17 protein-coding genes and 1 pseudogene are annotated in these 22,701 nt (G+C 65.4%); 7 read left to right on the top strand and 11 right to left on the bottom strand.

The genetic code is table 11. The features are described 5' to 3' along the window. Positions 1-52: 52 nt before the first annotated feature. Both FHT19_RS09805 and FHT19_RS09800 read left to right on the top strand, forming a co-directional pair. Positions 53-2,095 (top strand): hydantoinase/oxoprolinase family protein, encoded by a 2,043-nt coding sequence (locus FHT19_RS09805; protein ID WP_169474773.1) that lies wholly within the window; start codon positions 53-55, stop codon positions 2,093-2,095. Further along, positions 2,092-3,813 carry a hydantoinase B/oxoprolinase family protein gene (locus FHT19_RS09800; RefSeq protein WP_169474772.1) on the top strand — a complete coding sequence of 574 codons (1,722 nt, stop codon included), beginning with the start codon at positions 2,092-2,094 and terminating at the stop codon, positions 3,811-3,813. Before FHT19_RS09805 ends, FHT19_RS09800 begins: the two co-directional genes overlap by 4 nt. A 111-nt stretch (positions 3,814-3,924) precedes the next feature. On the opposite strand, the gene FHT19_RS09795 is transcribed toward FHT19_RS09800, so the two are convergent. Together FHT19_RS09795 and FHT19_RS09790 are read right to left on the bottom strand one after the other, a co-directional pair. Then, positions 3,925-5,712, bottom strand: coding sequence for a M14 family metallopeptidase (locus tag FHT19_RS09795; protein WP_169474771.1), 1,788 nt, complete (start codon positions 5,710-5,712; stop codon positions 3,925-3,927). A gap of 79 nt (positions 5,713-5,791) precedes the next feature. Continuing rightward, complete coding sequence (locus tag FHT19_RS09790) at positions 5,792-6,694, bottom strand: LysR family transcriptional regulator (protein WP_246865939.1); 903 nt, start codon at positions 6,692-6,694, stop codon at positions 5,792-5,794. A gap of 327 nt (positions 6,695-7,021) precedes the next feature. Here FHT19_RS09790 and FHT19_RS24755 point away from each other — a divergent pair, with 327 nt between their 5' ends. Beyond that, positions 7,022-9,589: a LuxR C-terminal-related transcriptional regulator gene (locus FHT19_RS24755; protein ID WP_169474770.1), complete on the top strand. Its 2,568-nt coding sequence runs from the start codon at positions 7,022-7,024 to the stop codon at positions 9,587-9,589. 5 nt (positions 9,590-9,594) lie between these two features. Here the strand turns inward: FHT19_RS24755 and FHT19_RS09780 are convergent, their stop codons facing one another. The 3 genes from FHT19_RS09780 to FHT19_RS09770 form a co-directional block, all read right to left on the bottom strand. After that, complete coding sequence (locus FHT19_RS09780) at positions 9,595-10,023, bottom strand: thioesterase family protein (RefSeq protein WP_169474769.1); 429 nt, start codon at positions 10,021-10,023, stop codon at positions 9,595-9,597. Between the two features lie 40 nt (positions 10,024-10,063). After that, complete coding sequence (locus tag FHT19_RS09775; RefSeq protein ID WP_169474768.1) at positions 10,064-12,367, bottom strand: bifunctional salicylyl-CoA 5-hydroxylase/oxidoreductase; 2,304 nt, start codon at positions 12,365-12,367, stop codon at positions 10,064-10,066. A gap of 100 nt (positions 12,368-12,467) precedes the next feature. After that, positions 12,468-12,932, bottom strand: a complete 465-nt coding sequence (locus FHT19_RS09770; RefSeq protein ID WP_168555315.1) for a MarR family transcriptional regulator — start codon at positions 12,930-12,932, stop codon at positions 12,468-12,470. A 102-nt stretch (positions 12,933-13,034) separates the two neighbouring features. Between FHT19_RS09770 and FHT19_RS09765 the strand changes: the two genes are divergently transcribed. From FHT19_RS09765 to FHT19_RS09755, 3 genes are read left to right on the top strand one after another with little or no spacing between them, the layout of a single operon-like run. Then, positions 13,035-13,811 (top strand): cyclase family protein, encoded by a 777-nt coding sequence (locus FHT19_RS09765; protein ID WP_169474767.1) that lies wholly within the window; start codon positions 13,035-13,037, stop codon positions 13,809-13,811. Between the two features lie 6 nt (positions 13,812-13,817). After that, positions 13,818-15,962 (top strand): indolepyruvate ferredoxin oxidoreductase subunit alpha, encoded by a 2,145-nt coding sequence (locus FHT19_RS09760; RefSeq protein WP_169474766.1) that lies wholly within the window; start codon positions 13,818-13,820, stop codon positions 15,960-15,962. 32 nt (positions 15,963-15,994) lie between these two features. Beyond that, positions 15,995-17,470, top strand: a complete 1,476-nt coding sequence (locus FHT19_RS09755) for an indolepyruvate oxidoreductase subunit beta family protein (protein WP_248290360.1) — start codon at positions 15,995-15,997, stop codon at positions 17,468-17,470. Between the two features lie 207 nt (positions 17,471-17,677). Here FHT19_RS09755 and FHT19_RS09750 read toward each other — a convergent pair. The 6 genes and pseudogenes from FHT19_RS09750 to FHT19_RS09725 all read right to left on the bottom strand — a co-directional run. After that, positions 17,678-17,809, bottom strand: a pseudogene (locus FHT19_RS09750) (IS3 family transposase); the annotation flags it as partial. Between the two features lie 444 nt (positions 17,810-18,253). Then, positions 18,254-18,412 (bottom strand): hypothetical protein, encoded by a 159-nt coding sequence (locus tag FHT19_RS09745; RefSeq protein ID WP_211184731.1) that lies wholly within the window; start codon positions 18,410-18,412, stop codon positions 18,254-18,256. Positions 18,413-18,507: 95 nt separating this feature from the next. Further along, positions 18,508-19,590, bottom strand: a complete 1,083-nt coding sequence (locus FHT19_RS09740) for an alkene reductase (protein ID WP_169474764.1) — start codon at positions 19,588-19,590, stop codon at positions 18,508-18,510. 28 nt (positions 19,591-19,618) lie between these two features. Beyond that, a complete protein-coding gene (locus FHT19_RS09735) occupies positions 19,619-20,020 on the bottom strand; it encodes a nuclear transport factor 2 family protein (protein ID WP_169474763.1) in 402 nt (133 codons plus the stop codon). A 29-nt stretch (positions 20,021-20,049) separates the two neighbouring features. Beyond that, positions 20,050-20,652, bottom strand: coding sequence for an NAD(P)-binding domain-containing protein (locus FHT19_RS09730; RefSeq protein WP_169474762.1), 603 nt, complete (start codon positions 20,650-20,652; stop codon positions 20,050-20,052). A 45-nt stretch (positions 20,653-20,697) separates the two neighbouring features. Further along, a complete protein-coding gene (locus FHT19_RS09725) occupies positions 20,698-21,459 on the bottom strand; it encodes an SDR family oxidoreductase (protein WP_348981743.1) in 762 nt (253 codons plus the stop codon). Positions 21,460-21,545: 86 nt separating this feature from the next. On the opposite strand from FHT19_RS09725, the gene FHT19_RS09720 reads away from it, so the two are divergent. After that, positions 21,546-22,493, top strand: coding sequence for a LysR family transcriptional regulator (locus FHT19_RS09720; RefSeq protein WP_248290359.1), 948 nt, complete (start codon positions 21,546-21,548; stop codon positions 22,491-22,493). The last annotated feature ends 208 nt before the right edge of the window (positions 22,494-22,701 follow it).

The following is a 22,701-nucleotide window of genomic DNA, read 5'->3' as shown; positions in this document are numbered from 1 at the left end:
GCAATATCATCGCGGCATTCGAGGGATTCATCCAGATCCGGGAAGCGCGTGCATGAAGAGATTTCGTGTGGCAGTCGATATCGGCGGCACATTTGTGGATTCGATCCTGTTCGATTCCGAAACCGGCACGACCCGGCTGGCCAAGGCATCGACCACGCCCGATGAACCCGTGCGCGGGGTACTGGCCGCGCTCGACCGGCTGGGCGTGGCGCTGTCGGATACGGAGCTGTTCGTGCACGGCACCACGCTCGGCCTCAACGCCGTGATCGAGCGGCGCGGCGTGGAAACCGGCATCATCACCAATGCCGGCTTTCGCGACATCTTCGAAATCGGCCGCGCCGATGTGCCCGCCGCTTCGATGTACGACTATCGCTATCAGCACGCGCCCAGCATCGTGGCGCGCCGGCACCGCCATGGCGTGGGCGGGCGGATCGATGCGCAGGGCATGGAGATCGAGCCGCTGGACGAAGCCGCCGTGCTCGATGCGGCGCGCCTGCTGGTGGAGGCCGGCATTCGCTCGGTGGCGATCTGCTTCCTGCACAGCTATCGCAATCCCGCGCACGAGGCACGCGCGGCGGCGCTGATCCGCGCGGCCTATCCGCAACTGGCGGTCTCGGCCTCCAGCGCGATCACCCGCGAATATCGCGAGTACGAACGCACGGCGACCGCCGTGGTCGATGCCTATATCAACCCGATCTTCAACGACTATGTCGGCCGGCTGGAAAGCGGGCTGGTCGATGCGGGCTTTGCGGGCAAACTGCTGATCATGCGGTCTGCCGGCGGCGCAATGACCGCGCAGACCGCGCGCCAGGCGCCGATCTACACCGTGCTGTCGGGGCCGGCGGGTGGGCTGATCGGCGCGGGCCAGCTGGCGCGGGCGATCGGACGCAACCGGGTGCTGACGCTCGATTATGGTGGCACCTCGCTCGATGCCGCGGTGATCGAGGATGGCGAGCCGCTGGTCATGCACGAGGCGCCGCTGGCCGACCTGCCGGCCCTGATCCCGATCTTCGACATCCGCTGTATCGGTGCGGGCGGCGGTTCGATTGCCTGGGTGCAGGAAGGCCTTCTCCAGGTGGGGCCGCAAAGCGCAGGCTCTCAGCCCGGGCCCATCGCCTATGGCCGGGGCGGGCAGGAGCCCACCACCACCGACGCCGCGCTGATCCTGGGCTTCCTCGATCCCGCGAGGTTCCTGGGCGGCACCGTGGACCTTGACGTGCCGGCCGCGCGCCAGGGCATGCAGGATCGCGTCGCCACGCCGCTCGGCATCGATATCGACCGCGCTGCCGCCGGCATCTTCGACGTGCTGGTGGCCCGCACCGCTGGCGCCATTCGCGAAATCACCGTGGAGCGGGGCCGCGATCCGCGCGACTTCTCGATGCTGGCGTTCGGCGGCGCCGGGCCGATGATCGCCCCGCTCATCGCGCGCGAGGTGATGAACGCCGAACTGATCGTGCCGCAATCCCCGGCAGTCTTCTCGGCCTGGGGCATGCTGATGTCGGACATCGTCACCGATGTGGCGCTGACCGAACTGCGCCTACTCGAACCCGCCGCGCGAGAGGCGATCGAAGCGAAGTTTGCAACACTTGTGGAAGAAGCGCGCGGACAGCTTGAAGGCCAGACCGGCAGCAACACCGAGCGCCGCTACCTGCGCCTGGTGGAATGTCGCTATGCTGGGCAGGAGCATGCGCTGGAAATCGAACTGGGCGAAGGCGAGGATCTGGCCGCGCTGCGCACCCGCTTCGACGATCTGCATCGCGAACGCTATGGCCATGCGATCGCCGGGCCGGTGCAGATCGTGACGCTGCGGGTGCGCGCCAGTGCGGTGATGCCCAAGCCGACGCTGCCGTTGATCGCCACGGCGCAAGGTCCGACCAGCGCGGCGAGCACGGGCACGCGCAATGCGTTCTGCTTCGCGCTTCGCCAGCGCACCGCCTTCACCGTCTACGAACGCGGGCGTCTGGGCGCGGGCCACCGCTTCGATGGCCCGGCCATCGTGGAAGAGGGCACGACCACCACCGTCATCCATTCCGACCAGACCGTTGCCGTGGACGAATACGGCCATCTGATCATCTCCAGCAGGGGGATCGCGTGAACCAGCCCGCACCGCTCGATGGCGCCACCATCGAAGTCATCCGCAGCTATCTCGTTTCGGCCGCAGAGGAAATGCGCCGCACGCTGATCCGCACCGCGTTCAATCCCGTGATCTACGAGGTCCTGGATTTCGGCATCTCGATCTACGACGCCGGTCTGGAACTGATCGCCGATGCGCCGGGCCTGGCGTTTTTCCTCGGCGCCAATGATTATGCGATCCGCAAGGGCGTGGCCTTTGCCGGCGCCGAGACGATGCGTCCGGGCGACATTTTCATCATGAACTATCCCTACTGGAATTCGGCGCACGCGCTGGATGCCACGCTGTTTGCGCCGGTCTTTGCCGCAGGGGACGACAAGCCCTTTGCCTATACCTGCATCCGCGCGCACTGGATGGACCTGGGCGCCAAGGATCCGGGCTATGTGCTCGATTCCACCGACATGCACCAGGAAGGCCTGATCTTTCCCGGCACCCGCATCTACAAGGATGGCGCGCCGGTGAAGGACATCATCGACATTATCAAGTTCAATTCGCGCATGCCCGGCCCGGTGATGGGCGATCTCGATGCGCAAGTGGCGGCAACGCGCACCGGGGTGGAACGGCTCAACGCCGTGCTCGCCAAGTTTGGCCGCGCCGCGTTTGACGAAGCGGTCGCCCGCATCAAGCTGGCCAGCGATGCGCTGGTCCGCCGCGCCCTGGCCGAATTGCCGCGCGGCACCTGGGAAGCGAGCGACGTGGTCGATGACGACGGCATCACCGATGATCCGGTGCCGATCCACGTGAAAGTCACGATCGACGACGATGGCCTGACCTGCGATTTCTCGGGCTCGTCGCCGGCGGTGCGCGGGCCGATCAACATTCCGATCGGCTTGACCGAAACGGTCTGCAAGTTCGTGCTCAAGTCCCTGACGTCGGCCGCGCAGCGCAACAACGCCGGTTCGTTCCGCGCGCTTCAGGTGATCGCGCCCGAAGGCAACCTGTTCCACGCGGTCTATCCCGCCGCCACGTTCACGCAGTGGCCGGCCCACCTGGCGCTGGAACTGGTCTACAAGGCGCTGGCGCAGGGCATGCCCGAGCGCATCGCGGCCTGTTCGGGTGGGGACACGCTGGGCTTCATGATGATTGGTACCGACCCAATCACCAAAGCGATGTACGCCGTGTCGAACAACGAGCCGGTGGGTTGGGGCGGCAGCGCCGGGTTCGACGGCATCAATGCCACCAACCACATTTCCGGCAGTCTGGTGCGCAACACGCCGATCGAAGTGATCGAGATGAAGACCGGCATGATGATGGAGCAGTTCGAAATCCAGCAGGATTCGGGCGGCGCCGGACGGCAGCGCGGCGGCATGGGCACGCAGCGAGTGATTCGCTTCACCCAGGACGGCGAATTCCTCTCGATCACCAAGCGCTCCAAGGAAAAGCCCTGGGCCCTGGCCGGCGGCGAACAGCCGCAGACCAACGAGATGATCGTGCGCCTCGGGACGCCCGAGGAAAAGCGCGTGGGCACCTATCGCATGCCCGTAGCAGTGGGAGACCGCGCCATCGCGCGCGGCGCGGGCGGCGCGGGCTATGGCCGGGCGGTGGAGCGCGACCCCGCAGCGGTGCTGGCAGACGTGCGCGATGGTTATGTGTCGCGCGAGGCAGCGCAAGCGGTCTACAAGGTGGCGATCGCCGGAGACGCAGTGGACGAGGCCGAGACCGAGGCGCTGCGTGGGGCCTAGGCGTTGCGCGTGGAAATAGCGGGACCCCGGGCTTGATCCGAGGTCCCGCTGTTTGAGGCGTTCCCGGCCGTTTCGGCCAATCAACCGCTGTTGAATTGGCCTAGGCCCCGGTCAGCAGCGCGCTACGGGGTAGAGCATGTGGCGCTCGTCGCGGTAGGGGGAGCGCAGATAGAACCACTTAAGCCGCGCCATGGGATCGGCGGCAAAGGCGTTGTCGGCCGCGAGCTTTGCCTGGAATTCGGCGCGCAGGTCCGGGTCGGTGGCGAGCATTTCCTCGGCCATCGGCGCCACGACATAGGCTTCGAGATATTCGACCGGGTCGAGCATTCCGGCGATCAGCCCCTGCGCGAATAGTGAATCCGCGCAGGTCGGCTCCAGCATGTGGATGGCGAGGTCGCCCAGCGGCTGGTCCGTGGTAACGAAAGCGGAACCTGGCGCAAAGCGTTCGCGGCGTCGCTCGATCTGCGCCACGCCGGCCTTGAGCGTAACGCGCCGTTCGGAGACGGCGCCGGCCACCTCGAGGTCGCATAGGCGCAGCATGTCGACTTCGATCTCGATCCAGTCGGGCGCGATGTCGATGGCGATGCCGTGGGCGCGCAGGCGGTCGAGCGCGTCGAATTCGCTTGCGGGCACCCAATAGCCGCGCGGGCGGGAAATGCGGGTGGCGGGTGTCGATCCGAACACCGGCGTTTCCACGGGCGGCAGGGGCGTGCCCAGCCAGCGCACTTCCTGCGCGCCCGATGCCGGGCTTTCGTAGAACTTCGAGGCAATGGGGTGGAAGGTGATCGTGCGCACCGGCTCGGGCGCCATGTCCCAGGCCAGGATCGGCTCCGGCTCGCGCCGGGCGCGATCGGCCGCCAGCGCAGCGCGCAAGTCTGCGCCATGCATCACGGCTGCGCGCAGCGATGCTTCGAGCAGCGCATAAGTGCCGAGCACGCGCCGGCGCACGGTTTTGAGCGAATGGTTCTCCACCAGCACCGTCGGGATATGGCGCAAGTCTCCATATCCATGGGAGAAGCGGGGCGGGAAGGCGGGCAGCATCAGGCCCAGCTCCGGCCGGCGGTCGTCGGCCGCAAGGATCAGCGGGCCGGGAGCATGGCCCTGCGCCTGCATATGCGCATCCACTTGCGGGCGATAGGTCTGCTCCAGCCAAGCGCTGATTTGCGGAGAGGCGGAATAGAGCGGGTCCTGGAAACCGAAAGTGATGTCGTACTGGTAATCGAGCCCGTCCGTCACGTGCATGTCGATGAACAGGTCGGGGTCGATCTTGGCCAGCAGGCGCAGGATGGCGCGGATTTCCGGCGATTGTGCCTTGACGAAATCGCGGTTGAGATTGAGCCCCTGCGCCGACGCCCGCCAGCCCTGTACATTGGGCCCGCGCTGGTTGGGGCGGCTATAGGCAGAGCGTCGTTCGTGGCCATCGGGATTGAGCACTGGCACGAAATACCAGTCGCAGCCGACGATCAGGTCCGTCTTGCCGCCCAGCGCGATGTCGCGCAGCAGCATGAGGCTGGCATCCTTGCCGTCGATCTCGCCGGGGTGGATGCCGCATTCGCTCAGGACGCGGATCGGTTCCGCTGCTGCGGAGAGGTCCGGCCGCTGCCCCTGCAAGCGGGCTGCGATGCGCCGATGATCGGTGCTGGCCACCACCAGCATGAGCGGCAGGCTTTCGGCCGACAGCCCGTAATCGTAGAGGCGGACCAGCGGTGACGCGTCTGCCAGCCGAGCGAGCCATGCCAGGGTTTCGGAATACGTTGGGGTCGTATCGAAATCCGAGCGTTCCGCCGGCGAGACCCAGGGATCGTCTTCGGGCCGGATCAGCGCTTCGCTGGCGCCGCTCCAGGGCTGGACGGGCGGCAGCGGCGCGCGCCGTTCGGATGGCCAGTATGCGGGCTTCACGTTCTCGTCCTTTTCGCGCATGTCCGCCTCGCAGTCTAGGCCGCGTTCATTGCGCGCGCGGGGCGATCTCGTTGCGCGATCAGTGCGTCCAGCTGCGCATCTTGGCTTCGAGCACGGTCAGCAGCTTGGCGGGCGCGCCTTCCAGATGGCGGCCGAGGCGGGTGATGAGGTGGACCGAGACGGGATCGGCCTCGGTCTCCTCGAACGGGATGGCCACCAGCCGGCGGGTGGACACTTCCCCGAACGCTGCGATCTGCGGCAGCACGGTGGCAAAGCGGCCCTCGGCCGCAAGATCGCGCATCATCGCGATCGAGGAGGTGGTCTGCGCGGGTTCGAGATGGATGCCCGCCACCGCTTCCATCTGGCCCACAATCTGGCGGATGCGAAACCCCCGGGGCGGCAGGCACAAGTCGTGCTGGGCCAGATCGGCGATCGTGACGGTGTTCTTGCGCGTCAGCGGGTGCGAGGGATGGACCATGATCATCAGCGGCTGGGCCAGCGAGAGCCGCACCCGCACTTTGGGTTCTGGCTCGATCTGGAGCACCAGGCCGATGTGCATTTCGTCCTCCTGGACCATGCGCACGATCTCGCTGGTCGAGCCGACATGGGTTTCGATGCGCAGGCCGGGGTTCCTGCTGTGGAACGCGTCGATCGTCTGGAAGAACGCGCTCGACAGGAAACCTTCGCCCACCGCCAGGCGGATGGAGCCCTTGCGCACGCCGCGCAAGTCCTGGATCTTGGTGCGCAGGCTGTCCAGTTCCGCGATCTGGGTGCGGTGAAAGTCGTAAGTCAGCTCGCCCGCCTCGGTGAGCTTGACCGAGCGCCGGCCTTTCTCGATCAGGTTGACGCCGAGATAACCTTCCAGCTGGACGATCTGCCGGCTGATCGACGAGACGGCGACGCCCAGTTTCTCGCTGGCCAGCCGCATCGAGCCCTGGTTCGCGGCCTCGTAGAAATAGCGCATTGCCACATCCATCAACATCGGCGCCTCCATCACCCCACGCATTGCCCGGCAACGCGTCTGCCGCAGTGCAGGATAGCGGGTGCGCCGGGCGGCAGGCACGGGCCAGAATGGACAGGATCGTGCATATTCGGCCAGTCACGGCCCAGCGTGCGCTTGCAGCGCCGCGCGCCGGGGCGTTAGTGTCCGCCCCATGCGGATTCTACTGCCCCCATTTGCGTGCCAGACGCCATGACCGGGCGCGGTCTCCCCGTTCGGGTAGCGGCAGCGGATGAAGCTTTGGAGACAGCCGGTCCCGGGGGAAACCAAGCTGAATGGCCCGCTGCACCGCAGCACGCGCGGCCGCCCGTGCCGATCTGCGGCGATGTGCGCCTGGCGCGGTTTGCCGATCTGCTGGCGACGGATGGGCGCGAGCGGATCGTGCAGGTCTTCGGGCCCACGGGCCTGGGCAAGACCACGCTGCTCGCGAACCACGTCCGCGGACCAGCCGCAGGCGCGGCTTCGTTCCGCTGGTTGACGCTGCGTGCCGGCGATCTGGGCGATGGCGGCGCATTCGAGTGGGCCATCGCACAGGCCGTGGGTGCCTGTGGCGATTTGCCGACGGCCGATGCCATCGGGCAGGTTCTGGCCGGCCTGAACGGGCGGCCGCTGATCCTGGTGATCGATGCCAACGCGCTGGATGTCGAACCCGTGGGGCAGGCGCTTGGCCAGCTGCTGCTGTGGACGCCGGAACGCTTCAAGGTCTGGCTGGTTTCGCGCCGCCCCTGCGCGGCGCTATTGGCGCAAGTGCGCTCGCCCCATCTGACCCGCTCCCTCGACCCGGCGCAATTCCTGTTCGATCCGGCCGAGGCGGCTGCCTATGCCGCGATGCACCTTGCCGCTCGGCCAGGTACCGGGGTTGCCTCCGGCTGGCCGCTGGCCGAAGCGGTGGCGACGGATATTGACGGGCCCTGTTCGGTCGAGACCGTGCTCGACCACGCCGGCGGTCTGCTCGAAGCCGCCATGCGCGAAGGCATCTGGCAGGCGCTGAGCGTGGACGCCAAACTGGCGTTGACGCAGACGGCCATGCTCGAATGGGTCGACGAGCGATACCTGGGCCGGCTGCTGGCACCGCGCCTTGCGTTTCCAGTGCTGATGGAACTGGGCCAGCTGGCGCCGCTGATCAGCGTGCGGCGCGGCGTGGACGGCGGGTTTTCCGCCAATGCGCTGCTGCGCGGGTTTGCCCGGCGCGAACTGGACAAGGGCAAGCCGGCAGACCGCGCGCAGGCCTATCGCGAGGCGCTGCACTATCACGTCGAACGGCGCGCGCCCGATGCTGCGATGGCGCTGGTGCGGGACTGCGGCGACCAGGCCCTGGCGCGGCTGGCGTTCGAGGCCTTTACCAGCGGCGAATTGCTCGGCGCATCGGGCTACACGCGGGTGCGGGATACCCTGTCGCAACTCTTGCCCGACTTTGCCGAGCAGCCGCAGGCGGCGCAGTCCGGCCAGGTGACCATAACCCAGGCGGTGATGCTGATGAAGGAGGGGCATTTCCCCGAAGCGCGGCGCCTGCTCGACGCAGCGCGCGAATATGTGACCGAGGAACTGGCCTACCAATCACCGTCGCAATCGCGGGTCTATGCCGATTTCATCATCGCGCAGCATGTGCTGGCGTTCCATTCGCACACCCAATTGACCGAGGCCCAGTTGGCCGAGGGCTTCTTCTGGTCGACCTATACCAACGACCGGATCAATGCCGCCTTCGTCTATGCGCTGCGCAGCCTGCACTATTTCCGCCAGGGCCGCTTTGCCCTGGCGCAGGAACAGATCGAGGCATCGTGCCGCAAATACGAAAGCGCTACGGCGCATTACGGGCTTGGTTCGGCCATGCTGGTCGATGCGATGATTGCCCTGGCGCAAGGCAAGCTGAGCCGGGCGAGCCGCCTGGCGACCGAAGCCGGCGCGATGTTTGCGCGCACCCTGCCCGATGACGTCGGGCTGCGGGCCGTTGGCGAATGCGTGCTGTGCGAGGTGGAGCTGGAGCGCGGCCGAACCGAAGGCCTGTTTGACCGGATCGATGCGGCGCTGCGCGATCTGGAGGCGCACGACGGCTGGCCCGATGCCTTCGTCATCGGCTATCGCGTGGGTGCGCGGGCGGCACTGATGCACAACGACCATGCCCGCGCGCTGGAACTGCTCGATCGCGCGATGCGCCTGATGCGTGGGCGCCGGCTGGGCGATATCGAGCACTTCTGCCGCATCCTGCACGCGGGCGTGGTGGCGGATAGGCGTCAGGGCCGCGATCTGGTGCCGGCGCTGGCCGACACGATCGCCACGAGCCGCGTCGGCTGGCGCGCGCGCGACGAGGCCGCGCTGCTTCAGGCGCAGGACGCGCTGCTGGGCAAGGATGCCGAAGCGCTGCGCGCGGTGGCGGATCGGCTGGAGCGTCAGGCCTTGGACAGCGGGCGCGCGGTGACGACGATCCGCGTTTTCGTGATCCAGGCGCTGGGCCTGTTCGACCAGGACCGCGTCGAAGCGGCAGCCGAGCGCCTTTACGAAGCGATCGTGATGGCCCAACCGGAAGGGATCGTACTGCCGTTTGCAGAGCAGGGCCCGGCGCTGCTGCCGGTGGTCGATGCGATGAAGACAGTGCCGGCCTATCGCGCGGCGGGGCGGGGGGTGCGCAGTTTTTGCGCGGGCGTGGTGCGCACCGTCGCGGCGCATGCTTTCGATGCATCGGGCGGCATCGCCTTCGCACCGCGCGAGCTGTCCGTCTTGCGTGGGATCGCCCTGCGCCATTCCACCAAAGTGATCGCCCGCGACCTTGGCCTCTCGGCGAGCGCGGTCAAGTTCCACCTGGGCAATATCTATCGCAAGCTGGGCGTCAACAAGCGCTCGGCCGCCGTCGCGGAGGCGTTGCGCCGGCGGCTGATCTGACGGGCTTAGGCGGCAGGCGCGATCGGCGCGGGCAGGCCTCGCTCGATCCCCGTGCGCAAAGTTTCGGGCCAGGCGATGGGGCGTTTGCTGTGCAGGTCCATGCACACCAGCACGACCTGCGCGCGCAGCCGGGTCACGCCGTTGCCCGCAAATTCGATGGACAGCGCGCAGCTGGTACGGCCCAGCTGCCGGGGCGCGATCGTGATGTCCAGCCGGTCGCCCAGGCTGCTAGGCACCAAGAATTCGGTTTCCAGCCTGACCGTGGGCACCCCGATATGGTGTTCAAGATGCATCGTCTTGAAATCCATCCCGAGATCCTGCTCGAACCAGTCCTCCACCGCGCCGTTCAACATCTCGAAGTAGCGCGGGTAGAAAACGATGCCGGCAGGATCGACGTCTGCGAAACGGACTTGTGCGCGGGTGGTGAAAGGCATGGGTCAGTGTTCCGGACCGGATGAGATGGGACGATGGCGCTCAGGCGCGGACGGCCGCAGGCGCCTGCGCGGCGCGCTGGGCCATGGCATGGCCGGTGACGTAGGGCAATGGCACCGGCTGCGCTTCGTGGCCGGCGGCAACGGCCGCGCGCAGCGTCCAGACCGGATCGAACAGGTGCGTGCGGCCCAGGGCCACGAGATCGGCGCGACCGGCGGTGAGGATCGAATTGACCTGGTCAGCGTCCGCGATGTTGCCCACCGCAATCGTGGGAATGCGCGCTTCGTTGCGGATCTGGTCGGCAAAGGGCGTCTGGAACATGCGGCCATAGACCGGGCGCGCCTCGGGCGCGGTTTCGCCGGCCGAGACATCGACGATATCGACGCCGGCTTCGCCGAGCAGCCGCGCGATGACGACCGCTTCGGCTGGCGTGACGCCCGCCTCGCCTACCCAGTCGTTGGCGGAGAGGCGCACCGCCAGCGGCTTGTCCGCCGGCCAGGCTGCGCGCACGGCGGCCACGACCTGAAGCGGAAAGCGCATGCGGTTTTCGAGCGAGCCGCCGAATGCGTCGTCGCGCCGATTCATTACCGGGGTGATGAAGCTGGACAGCAGGCTGCCGTGCCCGGCCTGGAGTTCCAGCATATCGAAACCGGCGCGATGGGCGCGCTCGGTGGCGGCGATGAATTGCTGGACGATGCCGGCCATTTCGTCCTGCGCAAGCGCGCGAGGGACCAAGCCACCCTGGCGCCATGGCAGGGCGCTGGCCGAAACCGTGGTCCAGGGCTCTGCCAGCGGCACGTCGTAGCCGACGCCTTCGCCCGGAACGCGGCAGGCCGCCCGCGCGCCGGAATGGCCGATCTGCGCGCAGATCTTCGCCGCCGAATGCTGATGCGCAAAGGCATTGATGGCGGCCCAGCGCTCGGTCTGGCCTTCGTGCCACAGGCCGGGGCAAGCCGGCGTGGCGCGGCCTTCAGGGCTCACAGCGAGCAGTTCCGTCACCACCAGGCCCGCGCCGCCCAGGGCCCGCGCACCATAGTGCACGTTGTGGAAGTCCGTGGCATAGCCGTCCGGATCGGCGGAATAGGTCAGCATCGCGGGCACGACCACGCGATTGGGCAGCGTCAGCCCGCGCAGGGCATAGGGCGTGAACATCGGCTGGACGGGGGTGTTGCGCCCTTCGTTACCCGCCCAGAACCAGCGCTCTAGGCCTTCCAGCCAGGTGCGGTCGCGCAGGCGCAGGTTCTCGTGGCTCACGCGTTGCGAGCGGGTCATCAGCGAATAGGCAAACTGGGGCAGGTCGAAGCCGAGGTAGCGGTCGATCGTCTCGAACCATTCGGTCGAATTGCGGGCGGAATTCTGGATCTTGAGCACCTCGACATGGCGCTCCGCCTGGTATTCGGCAAGCGCAGCGGCCAGTTCCTCGCGGCCGATGATCCCGGGCCGGTCCAGCACTTGCGCCAGCTTGATCGCGTCTTCCAGCGCCAGCTTGGTGCCCGACCCGATCGAGAAGTGCGCGGTATGCGCGGCATCGCCCAGCAGGACGACATTGTCGAACGACCATTGCCGGCAGATCACGCGGCGGAAGTTGATCCATGCGGCCGACCCGCGCAGATGCGTGGCGTTGGAAATCAGCCGGTGACCGTCGAGATGGCGGGCAAAGATCTTCTCGCACAGCGCGATCGATTCGGCCTGCTCCATCGTGTCGAGGCCCAGGCCCCGCCAGGTTTCCGGCGCGCATTCGACGATGAAGGTGGAATGCGTGGCATCGAAGCGATAGGCGTGCGCCCAGATCCAGCCATGCTCGGTCTGTTCGAAGATGAAGGCAAAGGCATCGAACAGCTTGGTGGTGCCCAGCCACGAGAACGTATTGCGCCGGGTTTCAATGTCGACGTCGAACTTGTCGGCATTGGCGGCGCGGATCATGGAATTGACGCCATCGGCGGCAACGATCAGGTCGAAATCGGCATAGCGCGAAAGGTCGGCATCGAATTGTGCTTCGAAATGCGTCACGACGCCAAGCTGCGCCGCGCGCGCCTGCAGAATCTGGAGTAGGCGCTTGCGGCCGATGCCGATGAAGCCGTGTCCCGAGGACGTTACCGTACTTCCACCCACGGTGACGTCGATATCGTCCCAGTGGGCAAAGCTGTCGGCAATGGTGGCCGCGCTCACCGGGTCGTTCGCCTGCAGATTGGCCAGTGTCTGATCAGAGAATACCACACCCCAACCGAACGTGTCTCCAGAGCGATTGCGCTCGAAGACGTGTATCTCGTGCGAGGGGTCGCGCAACTTCATCGAGATCGCGAAATAGATGCCGGCGGGTCCGCCGCCGAGACAAGCGATACGCATGATCACGCCTCCTGGGTAGATCCCAGGCGTACATCGATAAACTTGCATGTGCAAGTTTAATTGATGCTCTGCGCCGGCGTTGCGGCCGATCGCGGCGGCTTCAATTCAAGTTGTCGTGCAGCCTCGCGAGGATGTCCAGCATGCGCGCGAAGTCTGCTGCCGAGAAGCCCTTGATGATCTTGTCGTAGAGCGGCGCAGTCACCTTGCGCGCCGCGGCCAGCACTTCGCGCCCCCGGTCGGTCAGCTCCAGCTCGGTGACGCGACCGTCCTGTTCGCTGGGGGCGGAGACCAAAAGGTCCGCCTTGGCCATGCGCTCGACGATGCGCATGACCGTAGATAGGTTGATCACGGCAGACTTGGCCACCTGGCCGATCGCGAGTGGAGCCTTTTCGCCCAAGATCATCAGCACGCGCCAGGTCGGAATATCGATGCCTACGGTGCGCAGCTCCGCTTCTATGACCACGTTGTAACGGCTGGCCGCGCGATTCAGTAGGTAAAACGGGTAGGCATCGAGACGGAATTTTTCCGATCCGGGATTGCCGAAGGGGCGCAGATCCTCACTCATTCAAAACTCCAAGCGGCAGTCAGCGGTCAAAAACATTTTAGTTGCATATGCAAGTTAAGGGGATAGTCTTTGGGGTAATGGTCCGAAAAGGAGCCCGAGTCCATGACTGACGTTCTCGCTGCCCTCACACATGCTATTGCCACAGGCGACATCGCTGTCGTGGACCTGACCCAGACGCTGTCCGAAGACACGCCCTTGCTGGTCTTGCCCGAACCATTCGGCCAGACGGCAGCGTTCTCGCGCACGGAAATATCCCGGTATGACGAACGCGGCGTGGCCTGGCACTGGCACAACTTCACGGTGGGCGAGCATACCGGCACCCACTTCGATGCGCCGGTGCACTGGGTTTCGGGCAAGGATCTGGCCGACAACACGGTGGACAAGGTGCCCGCGCAAAAGCTCGTCGCGCCGGCCGTCGTTCTCGATTTCTCCGCGCAATGTGCGGTCGACGCCGATTTCCTGCTCAAGGCCGAACACATCAAGGCCTGGGAAGCCGAGCACGGCACGATTCCCGCCGGCAGCTGGGTGCTGTTCCGCACCGACTGGTCCAAGCGCGATGCGCAAGGCTACACCAATCGCCGCGAGGACGGCGCCCATACGCCGGGCCCCGACGTCTGCGCGGTGCGCTACCTCGTTGAAGAACGCGACGTACTGGGCTTCGGCGTCGAGACGATCGGTACCGATGCCGGGCAGGCGCATCTGCTGGACCCGATGTATCCGGCGCATACTCTGTTGCACGGGGCGGGCAAGTACGGCCTGCAGTGCCTGGAAAACCTCGACAAGCTGCCGGCGACCGGCGCGGTGGTGATCGCCGCGCCGCTCAAGATCCGCGACGGGTCGGGCAGCCCGCTCCGCGTGCTCGCGCTGGTTGCGGAGTAACCCGGCATGGCGGAGCGGTCGTTCAAGCGTGAAGTGGTCAAGCTGACGGCGGGCGAAGGCGAAGTCTTCACCGGCGAAGGCATTCTGGCCGTGACCAAGGCCCTGTTGCAGTCGGGCGTCGCCTATGTCGGCGGGTATCAGGGTTCGCCCATCAGCCACCTGATGGATGTCTTCGCCGATGCCAACGACCTGCTGTGTGATCTGGGAGTGCACTTCGAAGCGAGCGCTTCGGAAGCGACGGCGGCGGCCATGCTGGCGGCCTCGGTCAACTATCCGCTGCGCGGGGCGGTGGCGTGGAAGTCCGTCGTGGGCACCAACGTCGCGTCCGACGCGCTGTCCAATGTCGCTTCTGGCGGGGTGACCGGTGGCGCGCTGATCATCGTGGGCGAGGACTATGGCGAGGGCTCCTCGATCATGCAGGAGCGCACCCACGCCTTCGCGATGAAATCGCAGATGTGGCTGATCGATCCCCGGCCCAACCTGCCGAGCATTGTGGATTCGGTGGAACAGGCTTTCCGCCTTTCCGAAGCGTCGAACACGCCCGTCATGCTGCAACTGCGCGTGCGATCGTGCCACATGACCGGCTCGTTCGTGGCCAAGGACAACCGCCGCCCGCCGCTCACCGTGGGTGAGGCGGCCGCGGCGCCGGTGCGCGATACCGACCGGATCGTGCTGCCCCCCGCCAACTTCCTCCACGAGGTGGAGAAGATTGAGCAGCGCTGGCCAGCCGGCGTGGCCTATGTCCGCGACAACCGGCTCAACGAATGGTTCGGGCCGGCACAGAGCGAGGCGGGCATCGGCATCATCGTCCAGGGCGGGCTCTACAACAACCTCAACCGCGCGATGGAACTCCTAGGGCTGGCCGATGCCTACGGCGCCGCGCAGCTGCCGATCTATTGCCTCAACGTCACTTATCCGCTGATCCCCGACGAAGTGGCCGCGTTCTGCGCGGGCAAGCGTACGGTCCTGGTTGTCGAGGAAGGCCAGCCCGAATTCATCGAGCACGAGCTCAACACGCTTGTGCGTCGCGCCGGGCTGGACACCCGTATCCTGGGCAAGGACATGCTGCCGCGCTCGGGCGAATATACCGCCGACGTGATCCGCAAGGGCCTGTCGCGGTTCCTGGCGGATCAGGCACCCGCCTTGGCGCCGGCCCCCGACGCCCTGGATCCGCTGCCGGCGCGCGTTGCCCAGGAAATCCCGCAGCGGCCGGCAGGCTTCTGCACCGGCTGCCCGGAACGGCCGATCTTCACCGCGATGAAGCTGGTGGAGCGCGATCTGGGCCCCACGCACGTTTCGGCCGACATCGGCTGCCACTTGTTCTCGATCCTGCCGCCCTTCAACATCGGCAACACGACGATGGGCTATGGCCTGGGCGCGGCGGGTGCTTCGGCATTCAAGCCCAAGGACGGCGAAGGCGGCAAGCGCTCGATCGCCATCATGGGCGACGGCGGGTTCTGGCACAACGGCCTGACGTCCGGCATCGGCAACGCGGTGTTCAACAAGGACGACACCGTCACGATGATCATCGACAACGGCTATTCGGCGGCGACCGGCGGGCAGGACATCCTGTCGTCGCGGGCCGACAATGCCAGTCGCGAGACGCGCAATCCGATTACCAAAGCCGTTCGCGGCGTTGGCGCGAAATGGGTTCGGGAAACGACCCGCACGTATGACCTGGCGCGGATGACGTCCTTGCTGCGCGAGGCGCTGACCACGCCGGAAAAGGGCCCGAAGGTCATCGTCGCCCAGTCGGAATGCATGCTCAACAAGCAGCGCCGCGAAAAGAAGGTCACCGCTGCCGCGCTCAAGGCCGGCAAGCGGGTCGTGCGCGAACGCTTTGGCGTGGATAGCGACACCTGCACCGGGGACCACAGCTGCATCCGCCTGTCGGGTTGCCCGTCGCTGACGATCAAGCCCAACCCTGACCCGCTGCGGCAGGACCCAGTGGCCCATGTGGAGAATTCCTGCGTGGGCTGCGGTCTGTGCGGCGAAGTCAGCCATGCCGCCGTGCTCTGCCCCAGCTTCTACCGCGCGAAGATCGTGGCCAATCCCGGCCGGCTGGAACGGCTCAAGGCCCGGATCGGCGGTGCGATCATCGCCAGCCGGCAACTGGCCGCCGAACGCGGCCGCGCCGCGCGCGCATTCTGACACGCCATCGCCCAGGCACCCCAAACAAGAGAATGACCATGTCCGTCGCAACACAAGATCGCCTGACCATCGCCGTTCTCGCGTTGGGCGGGCAGGGCGGGGGCGTCCTGGCCGACTGGATCCAGGACGTTGCCCGCGCCGAAGGCTGGCTGGCCCAGGGCACGTCGGTGCCCGGCGTGGCGCAGCGCACGGGATCGACCGTCTATTACGTTGAACTGGCGCGGCCCGATGGCTCGGGCCGCGTGCCCGTTTTCGCGCAGATGCCCATGCCGGGCGACGTGGACGTGGTGATCGCGTCCGAACTTATGGAAGCGGGCCGCGCCTTGCTGCGCGGGTTTTCCACCGCCGCGCGCACAACGCTGATCGGTTCCACCCACCGCATCTATGCCATTGGCGAGAAGCAGGTGATGGGCGATGGGCGCGGCAATAGCGACAAGATCATCGAGGCGGCGCACAAGCGGTCCAGGCGTTTCGTCGGCTTCGACATGGACGCGGCGACCGAACGGTCGTGCAGCGTGATCAGCGCGGTGATGTTCGGCGCCCTGGCCGGCAGCGGCGCCCTGCCGTTCCGGGTCGAAACCTTCCGACAGGCGATCGAGCAAGGCGGCATTGCCGTGCAGAGCAATCTGCGCGGTTTCCAGGACGGGTTCGAGCAGGCGCAGGGGCCCGTCGCCATGCCCGATGCGCCGGTCCACGCCGCGCCCGAGCCGACGACCGATCGCGGCCGCGTGCTGGCGGCGCGGATCACCCGCACGCTGCCGAATGCCGCGCGGACCAATGCGCTGCACGGCGTGGCCAAGCTGATGGACTATCAGGACGCGGACTACGCTGCGCTTTATCTCGATCGCTTGGAGGCCTGCGCCGCGCTGGACGTGGCGCCCTATGCCGTCACGGCGGAAGCGGCACGCCATCTGGCGCTGTGGATGGCCTACGAGGACACGATCCGGGTGGCCGATCTCAAGATCCGGGGCAGCCGCTTCGCGCGTGTGCGTGGCGAGATCAAGGCCCAGCCCGACCAGGTCGTCTCGATCGTGGAATTCATGCACCCGCGCCTTCAGGAAGTTTGCGAAACCCTGCCCGCAGGCATCGGCCGCCGCATTCTGGCCAGCCAGGGCTTGTCAAACCTGCTGGGCCGGTTCTTCCGCGCAGGCCGTCATGTTGAAACGACAAGCCTGCGCTGGTTCCTGGTGCTGCATGTGGTGGCGAGCATGCGTATTCTGCGCCGGCGCTCGCTGCGCTACGCCGAAGAGCAGGCGCGCATCGAGCACTGGCTCGATTTGGTGCGGGCCGAGCTGCGGCGAGACGGCGAGGCTGCGCTCGAGCTCGTCAAGTGCCAGCGCCTTATCAAAGGCTATGGTGATACATTCGAACGCGGTCTGGCCAATTACGAGCGCATCGTGGCCGAACATGGGCGGGCAGCGCGCAGCGCGGGAGAAATTCGCCGGCTGCGCGACCTGGCACTGTCCGACGACACCTCTACCGCGCTCATGCAAGCGATGGCGCGCTGAGCAACAACGGCGTTCAGTCCGCTTTTCTGTCCCGGTAGAACAGCGCTAAAGCCGCGGCGGCCAGCACTAAGGCCATACAAACGAATTACGGTAGCATCGGGAACAGGCGGCCATTTCGCTGGAGAGCCTGTAAGGGCTATCGACCAACAGTATGGGCGATACCCCTGCCGTTCTCGGCGATCAGCAGTGCAGCAGCAGAATCGAGATGCTTGCCTGCACGCCCGAGTTTCTGGTGTCCCTCACCAGGCACAGGTTCTCGCGGCAGGCGTCATCGTTGATCACCAGGATGCTCAGCCGACGGGAAGCGCCGAACGTGTCGGCCACGAAGTCCATCGACCAGGTCTATGCTGCAAAGTGGCTCGCCACTGGTACCATCATGGCGAAATCCCGCTGGCTTACTGCGAATCGTACTGCCAGCGTCTTGACCAAGGTCGATCCGACTATTCTTTATAGGCAAGGCGGCTGCGCTTGGCCCGCATAGTTATCGCGATGCTAGCTGTTAGGCGCCTGCCATGGCTTCTAAAGACTGGAGTCAACGGCTCGAAGGAAGCATGGCCAAGTTCTTCCCCACAGAAAATCGCGATCTTGCTCAGGCTGATGGCATGGCAGTCTGAAGGCTGAGGGGAATGCACAAGTTGTTGTGATTTATCGATTATAGACAATCAAGGGGCAGAAATGTGGGGTAAAGCGCGCAAATTTTTTCTTTTTTTGAAAAACAATCACTTAGATGATTGTTTCGATTCCACCCTCTCCGCTATGTGCCCCCTCCGGCAGCGCGCTGGGCTACCCAAAAATACGACGCAAGACGCGGAAAAATTGCGCCCGGTTGCCAGCAAGTCCGGCACGTAGGCCGTCGAAGATCTTGATCGGCGGGCTGCCAGGGTAGTGTTCAGTCTTCTGCATGATCGGCGGCACTGCGCTCACCACAATGGCCTTGGCCACGCGGCCCTGCGCTATGCCGTAGCGGGCGACGTAGGCAGCCGGTGATGAAGTTGGTCATGATGGTTTTTCTGACAGGAGATTGAGAATCCGGGTGGTCACCCGTGCTGATCTTCGGTGGCGTTTCCCATCGATGGATAATCGATATAGCCAGCATCGCTCCCGCCAAAGAAGCTCGCACGGTCGCCTTGGTTGAGCGGTGCATCTGCCCTGACACGTTCAACGAAATCGGGGTTCGCCAGTACCATGACGCCGTATGATTCGAGGTCTGCAAGGCCTGACGCGATGTCGGCACCGATCGTGTCGCGCGCCCGTCCGGGGCGGTTGAGGATGAAGGTCTGGTGCCACGCTGCTCGCAGTTCGCGCAGTAGGCCATCGGGCACGTTATGGGTGATGTGCAGATAGGCGAGATCGAGCTTGTCGAGCTCCGCTACTAGATGGCGATAAAGGTCGGCGCTGTCCGGCCCCTCATCAATGCCCCACATCGCCATTCCGGGTGACAAGCGGATGCCCGTGCGCTCGGCGCCAATCTCGTCCGCCACGGCCGCCGCAACCGCGATGGCGAAGCGAGCGCGGTTCTCGATCGGTCCTCCGTAGCGGTCGGTGCGGGCATTGGCGCTTGGCGCCAAAAACTGATGGATCAGATAGGCATTGGCGCCGTGGATCTCGACCCCGTCGGCTCCTGCTTCGATGGCGCTACGCGCGGCATGCCGAAAATCGGAAATGGTCTGGTCGATGTCGGCCTGCGTCATGGCGCGCGGCACGGGAATATCCAGCATGCCCCTGGGCGTGAACATAGGCGTGCCCGGCGCAATCGGGCTTGGGGCCAGTGCCTGCCGGTGATGCGGCGTGTTGTCAGGATGCGACATCCGGCCGACATGCATGAGCTGGATGAACAGGTGGCTGCCCCCGGCATGCACGGCATTGGCGACTTTGCGCCAACCGGCGACATGGGCGGGCGTGTAGATGCCGGGCGTGGTCAGATAGCCCTGCCCGTCGTCAGACGGTTGCGTACCCTCGCTGATGATCAGGCCCATGCTGGCGCGCTGGCCATAATAGATCGCGGCACTTGCGCCGGGAGTGCCGTCGCCCTGCGCACGGCTGCGGGTCATCGGGGCCATGACGAGGCGATTGGAAAGCGCGAGTCGGCCCAGGTGATACGGGGAGAAAAGATCGGTCATGGGAAAACGTCCTTATGCAGAGCGTGTTTCAATTGTTCGGAGAGAGATCGAGCAGCACCCAGAGCCGGGCAATACGACCGTCGATGATTTCTGCGGTATCAGCGCCGATGACTGTTGCGGGATTGCCGGGTGTGCCAGCGTGCCAACGCAGCGTTGCCATGCCGTGATGGCCCAGACCCTTGCCTTCCGGCACGAAGGCGAAATCCGGGCCGAAGTTGTCGATGAGCTTTCCGGCGACGTCCGAGATGGCCTGACGCCCTGCCACGATGGCGTCGGGTTCGTACATGACGGGATCGACTACATAGAGGTCTGCGATGGCCGCGTCGCGTCGCGCCGGATCGCGCTCGTTGAAGATGCGCTCAAGATTGGCGCGAAGCAGAGCGTCATAGCCTGGCTCTGCGGCGGGTTGCGTGGCTGTGGTGTCAGTCATGGCACATTCCTTTCTGGGCGGCCTGGAGGTCAGCCAAACTTGACGAGGTTGAGGGCGGGCAACGGACCACCCGGAAACTGCACGAGGCGGGCGCCGATAGCGAGCGCACCCAGATCGATTCCGGCAAAGCCCAGCCGGTCGATGAGCGCGCCGACTTCTTCCTTGGCCGGTGCATCGTCGCCCGAATAGAACAAGACGCGCCTACCACCTTCGCTGCGCGGGTCGCCGGACAGGAGTTGGGGCTGTAGGTGGTTGAAGGCCTTGACCAGCTTCGCACCGCGCGCCAGCCCCGCCACTACCTCGGATGAGGCGAGCCCGCCCAGGTCGGCCGGCTTGAACAGCGGCGCCTCGATGGGATTGTTGGTATCCACCACGATCCGCCCGGCAAAATCGGGCAGGGTTGCGAACAGCTCGGGCAAGCGCGACCAGTTTACCGCGACGAAGACGATGTCTTTCGTGGCAGCCTCGGCGACGGTGCCGCCCGTGATGGCAGGGCCGACTTCGGAAAGGAAATCCTGCAAGCTCTCTGGTCCACGGCTGTTGGCGATCGTTGCGGGAATGCCCTTGTTGGCCAGGGCGCGGGCGATGGCACTGCCGATCTGCCCCGCACCGATGATTCCGATGCTCGTCATGCTTTTCATCCTTCGATGTGCGTATTGTGGTTGGGAAGCGCGCGCTCAGGCGAGCTGGCCGCCATCGACGTTGAGCGTGGCGCCCGTGATATAGCTGGCGTCCGGTCCGGCCAGGAACGCGACGGCATTGGCGATGTCTTCCGGCTGGCCATAGCGGCCAAGCGCAGCAAGGCCGCTCAGCATGGCCGCAAAGTCGCCGGTTTCCGGGTTCATGTCGGTATTGATCGCGCCGGGCTGAACCACGTTGACAGTGATGCCACGCGGACCAAGGTCGCGTGCCCAACCACGGCTATAGGCTGCCACCGCCGCCTTCGTGGCAATATAGTCCGCCGCGCCTGCAAAGGGGACGTGAACAGCGCCGGTAGTGCCGATCGAGACGATGCGTCCGCCATCGCTGAGGAGTGGCACCGCCGCCCGAACAGCTGTCGCGACTGCCTTTACATTCACCGCAATCTGACGGTCGAACGCAGCAAGGTCAGCCTCTGCATCATCGACCATTCCGGTGACGAAGACACCTGCAGAATTGATGAGGATGTCGAGCTGGCCGAATGCGGCATGTGCATCCCTTACGAGCGCAGTGACCTCGGCGGCGACTGCTTGATCCGCGCGGATAGACACTGCGCGCCGACCAAGGGCCTCGACTTCCTGCACAAGGGCTGCAGCCTGATCCGCCGAAGCGGCATAGCTGAACACCACGTCTGCGCCATCGCGGGCAAGGCGACGGACAATGGCTGCGCCAATGCCACGGGTGCCGCCGGTGACCAAGGCTACCTTGCCAAGGAGGGGTTGGGAGTTGGTCGTCATCATCTTCACTCCAGGTGTGTTGGTGAAGGGAATATGACCCAGGCTAACATCAACGATTAGCCGTATATGGCTTGCATTATCTTCAATTGATGGTTGAAGATGAAGCCATGGAGACGCTCGCCAATCTGGAATCCTTCGTTCGCAGCGCTGATCATGGCAGCTTTTCCGAAGCGGCCCGCCGTCTCGCGATCACGCCGGCTGCCGTCAGCCGCAATGTCGCCATGCTGGAACGCAATCTGGGCGTCCGTCTCTTCCACCGCTCGACGCGCAGGTTGACGCTGACGGAAGCGGGCGAAGCGTTCCGACAGGCGATTTCAGGAAGCCTGAGCGACATACAGGCGGCGATTGCAGGCGTGGCGAGGGCCGGCGGTGCGCCGTCCGGCGTGCTCAAGGTGAGTATGGCACCGACCTTGGGCACCATGCACATCCTGCCGCTCCTCCCCGGCTTCATCGCGCGCTATCCCGCCATCCGTCCAGAATGGCATTTCGAGAACAGGCAGGTCGACATCATCGCCGAAGGCTACGATGTCGCTATCGGTGGCGGGTTCGAATTGTCCCCGGGTGTCGTGGCGCGCAATCTGGCCCCGGCTCACATTATTGCGGTGGCATCGCCGGCCTATTTGGCGGGACGCAGCCTCCCCGCCAACCCGGCAGATTTGGCTCACCTGGACGGTATCGTCATGCGCTCGCTCCAGTCAGGACGGGTACGGCACTGGATCATGCGAGACGCCGCTGGAGAGCAAATTCCAGTGCAACTTAAGGAGGCATTTGTCTTCAATGATCCGGCGGCGATGCGGCGATCCGCGTTGTTGGGCCTGGGCGTTGCGATGCTTGTTGTGGCCGATGTCATCAACGATCTAGAAAGCGGCGCCCTCATTCGACTGGTGCCGAAATGGTACGCCGACGCGGGAGCGATCTCGATCTATTTCGCCTCGCGGACGCTGCTGCCCGGCAAAACCCGCGCGTTCGTTGACTGTGTATCCGAGGCTTTCAAGCTTGGTCGTCTGGCAGAACGGTTTGCCGGCAGTCTGGGATAATGGGCGGGCTTGCGGTTGTTTTGTGTGCCAGGGCTCACTTGGTTGGCGCTAGCCGGCCGGAGGTTGTGCGTCGGAAACTGCCGCCTCGGGGCGCCATTTATGAGTTCACGACCTAGATGCGCGACGAGGGTTGAAGATGGCCACATCGCCAATCGGCCAGCACGGTAATCACCTCGGCATGCCAATCTGGCGCCTGCCCTCCATCAAT

Origin of the sequence: Novosphingobium sp. SG919 (assembly GCF_012932495.1) — a bacterium.
Lineage (GTDB): Bacteria > Pseudomonadota > Alphaproteobacteria > Sphingomonadales > Sphingomonadaceae > Novosphingobium > Novosphingobium rhizosphaerae.
Note: the sequence above shows the minus strand (reverse complement) of the source record. Positions and strands in the feature narration are given on the sequence as shown.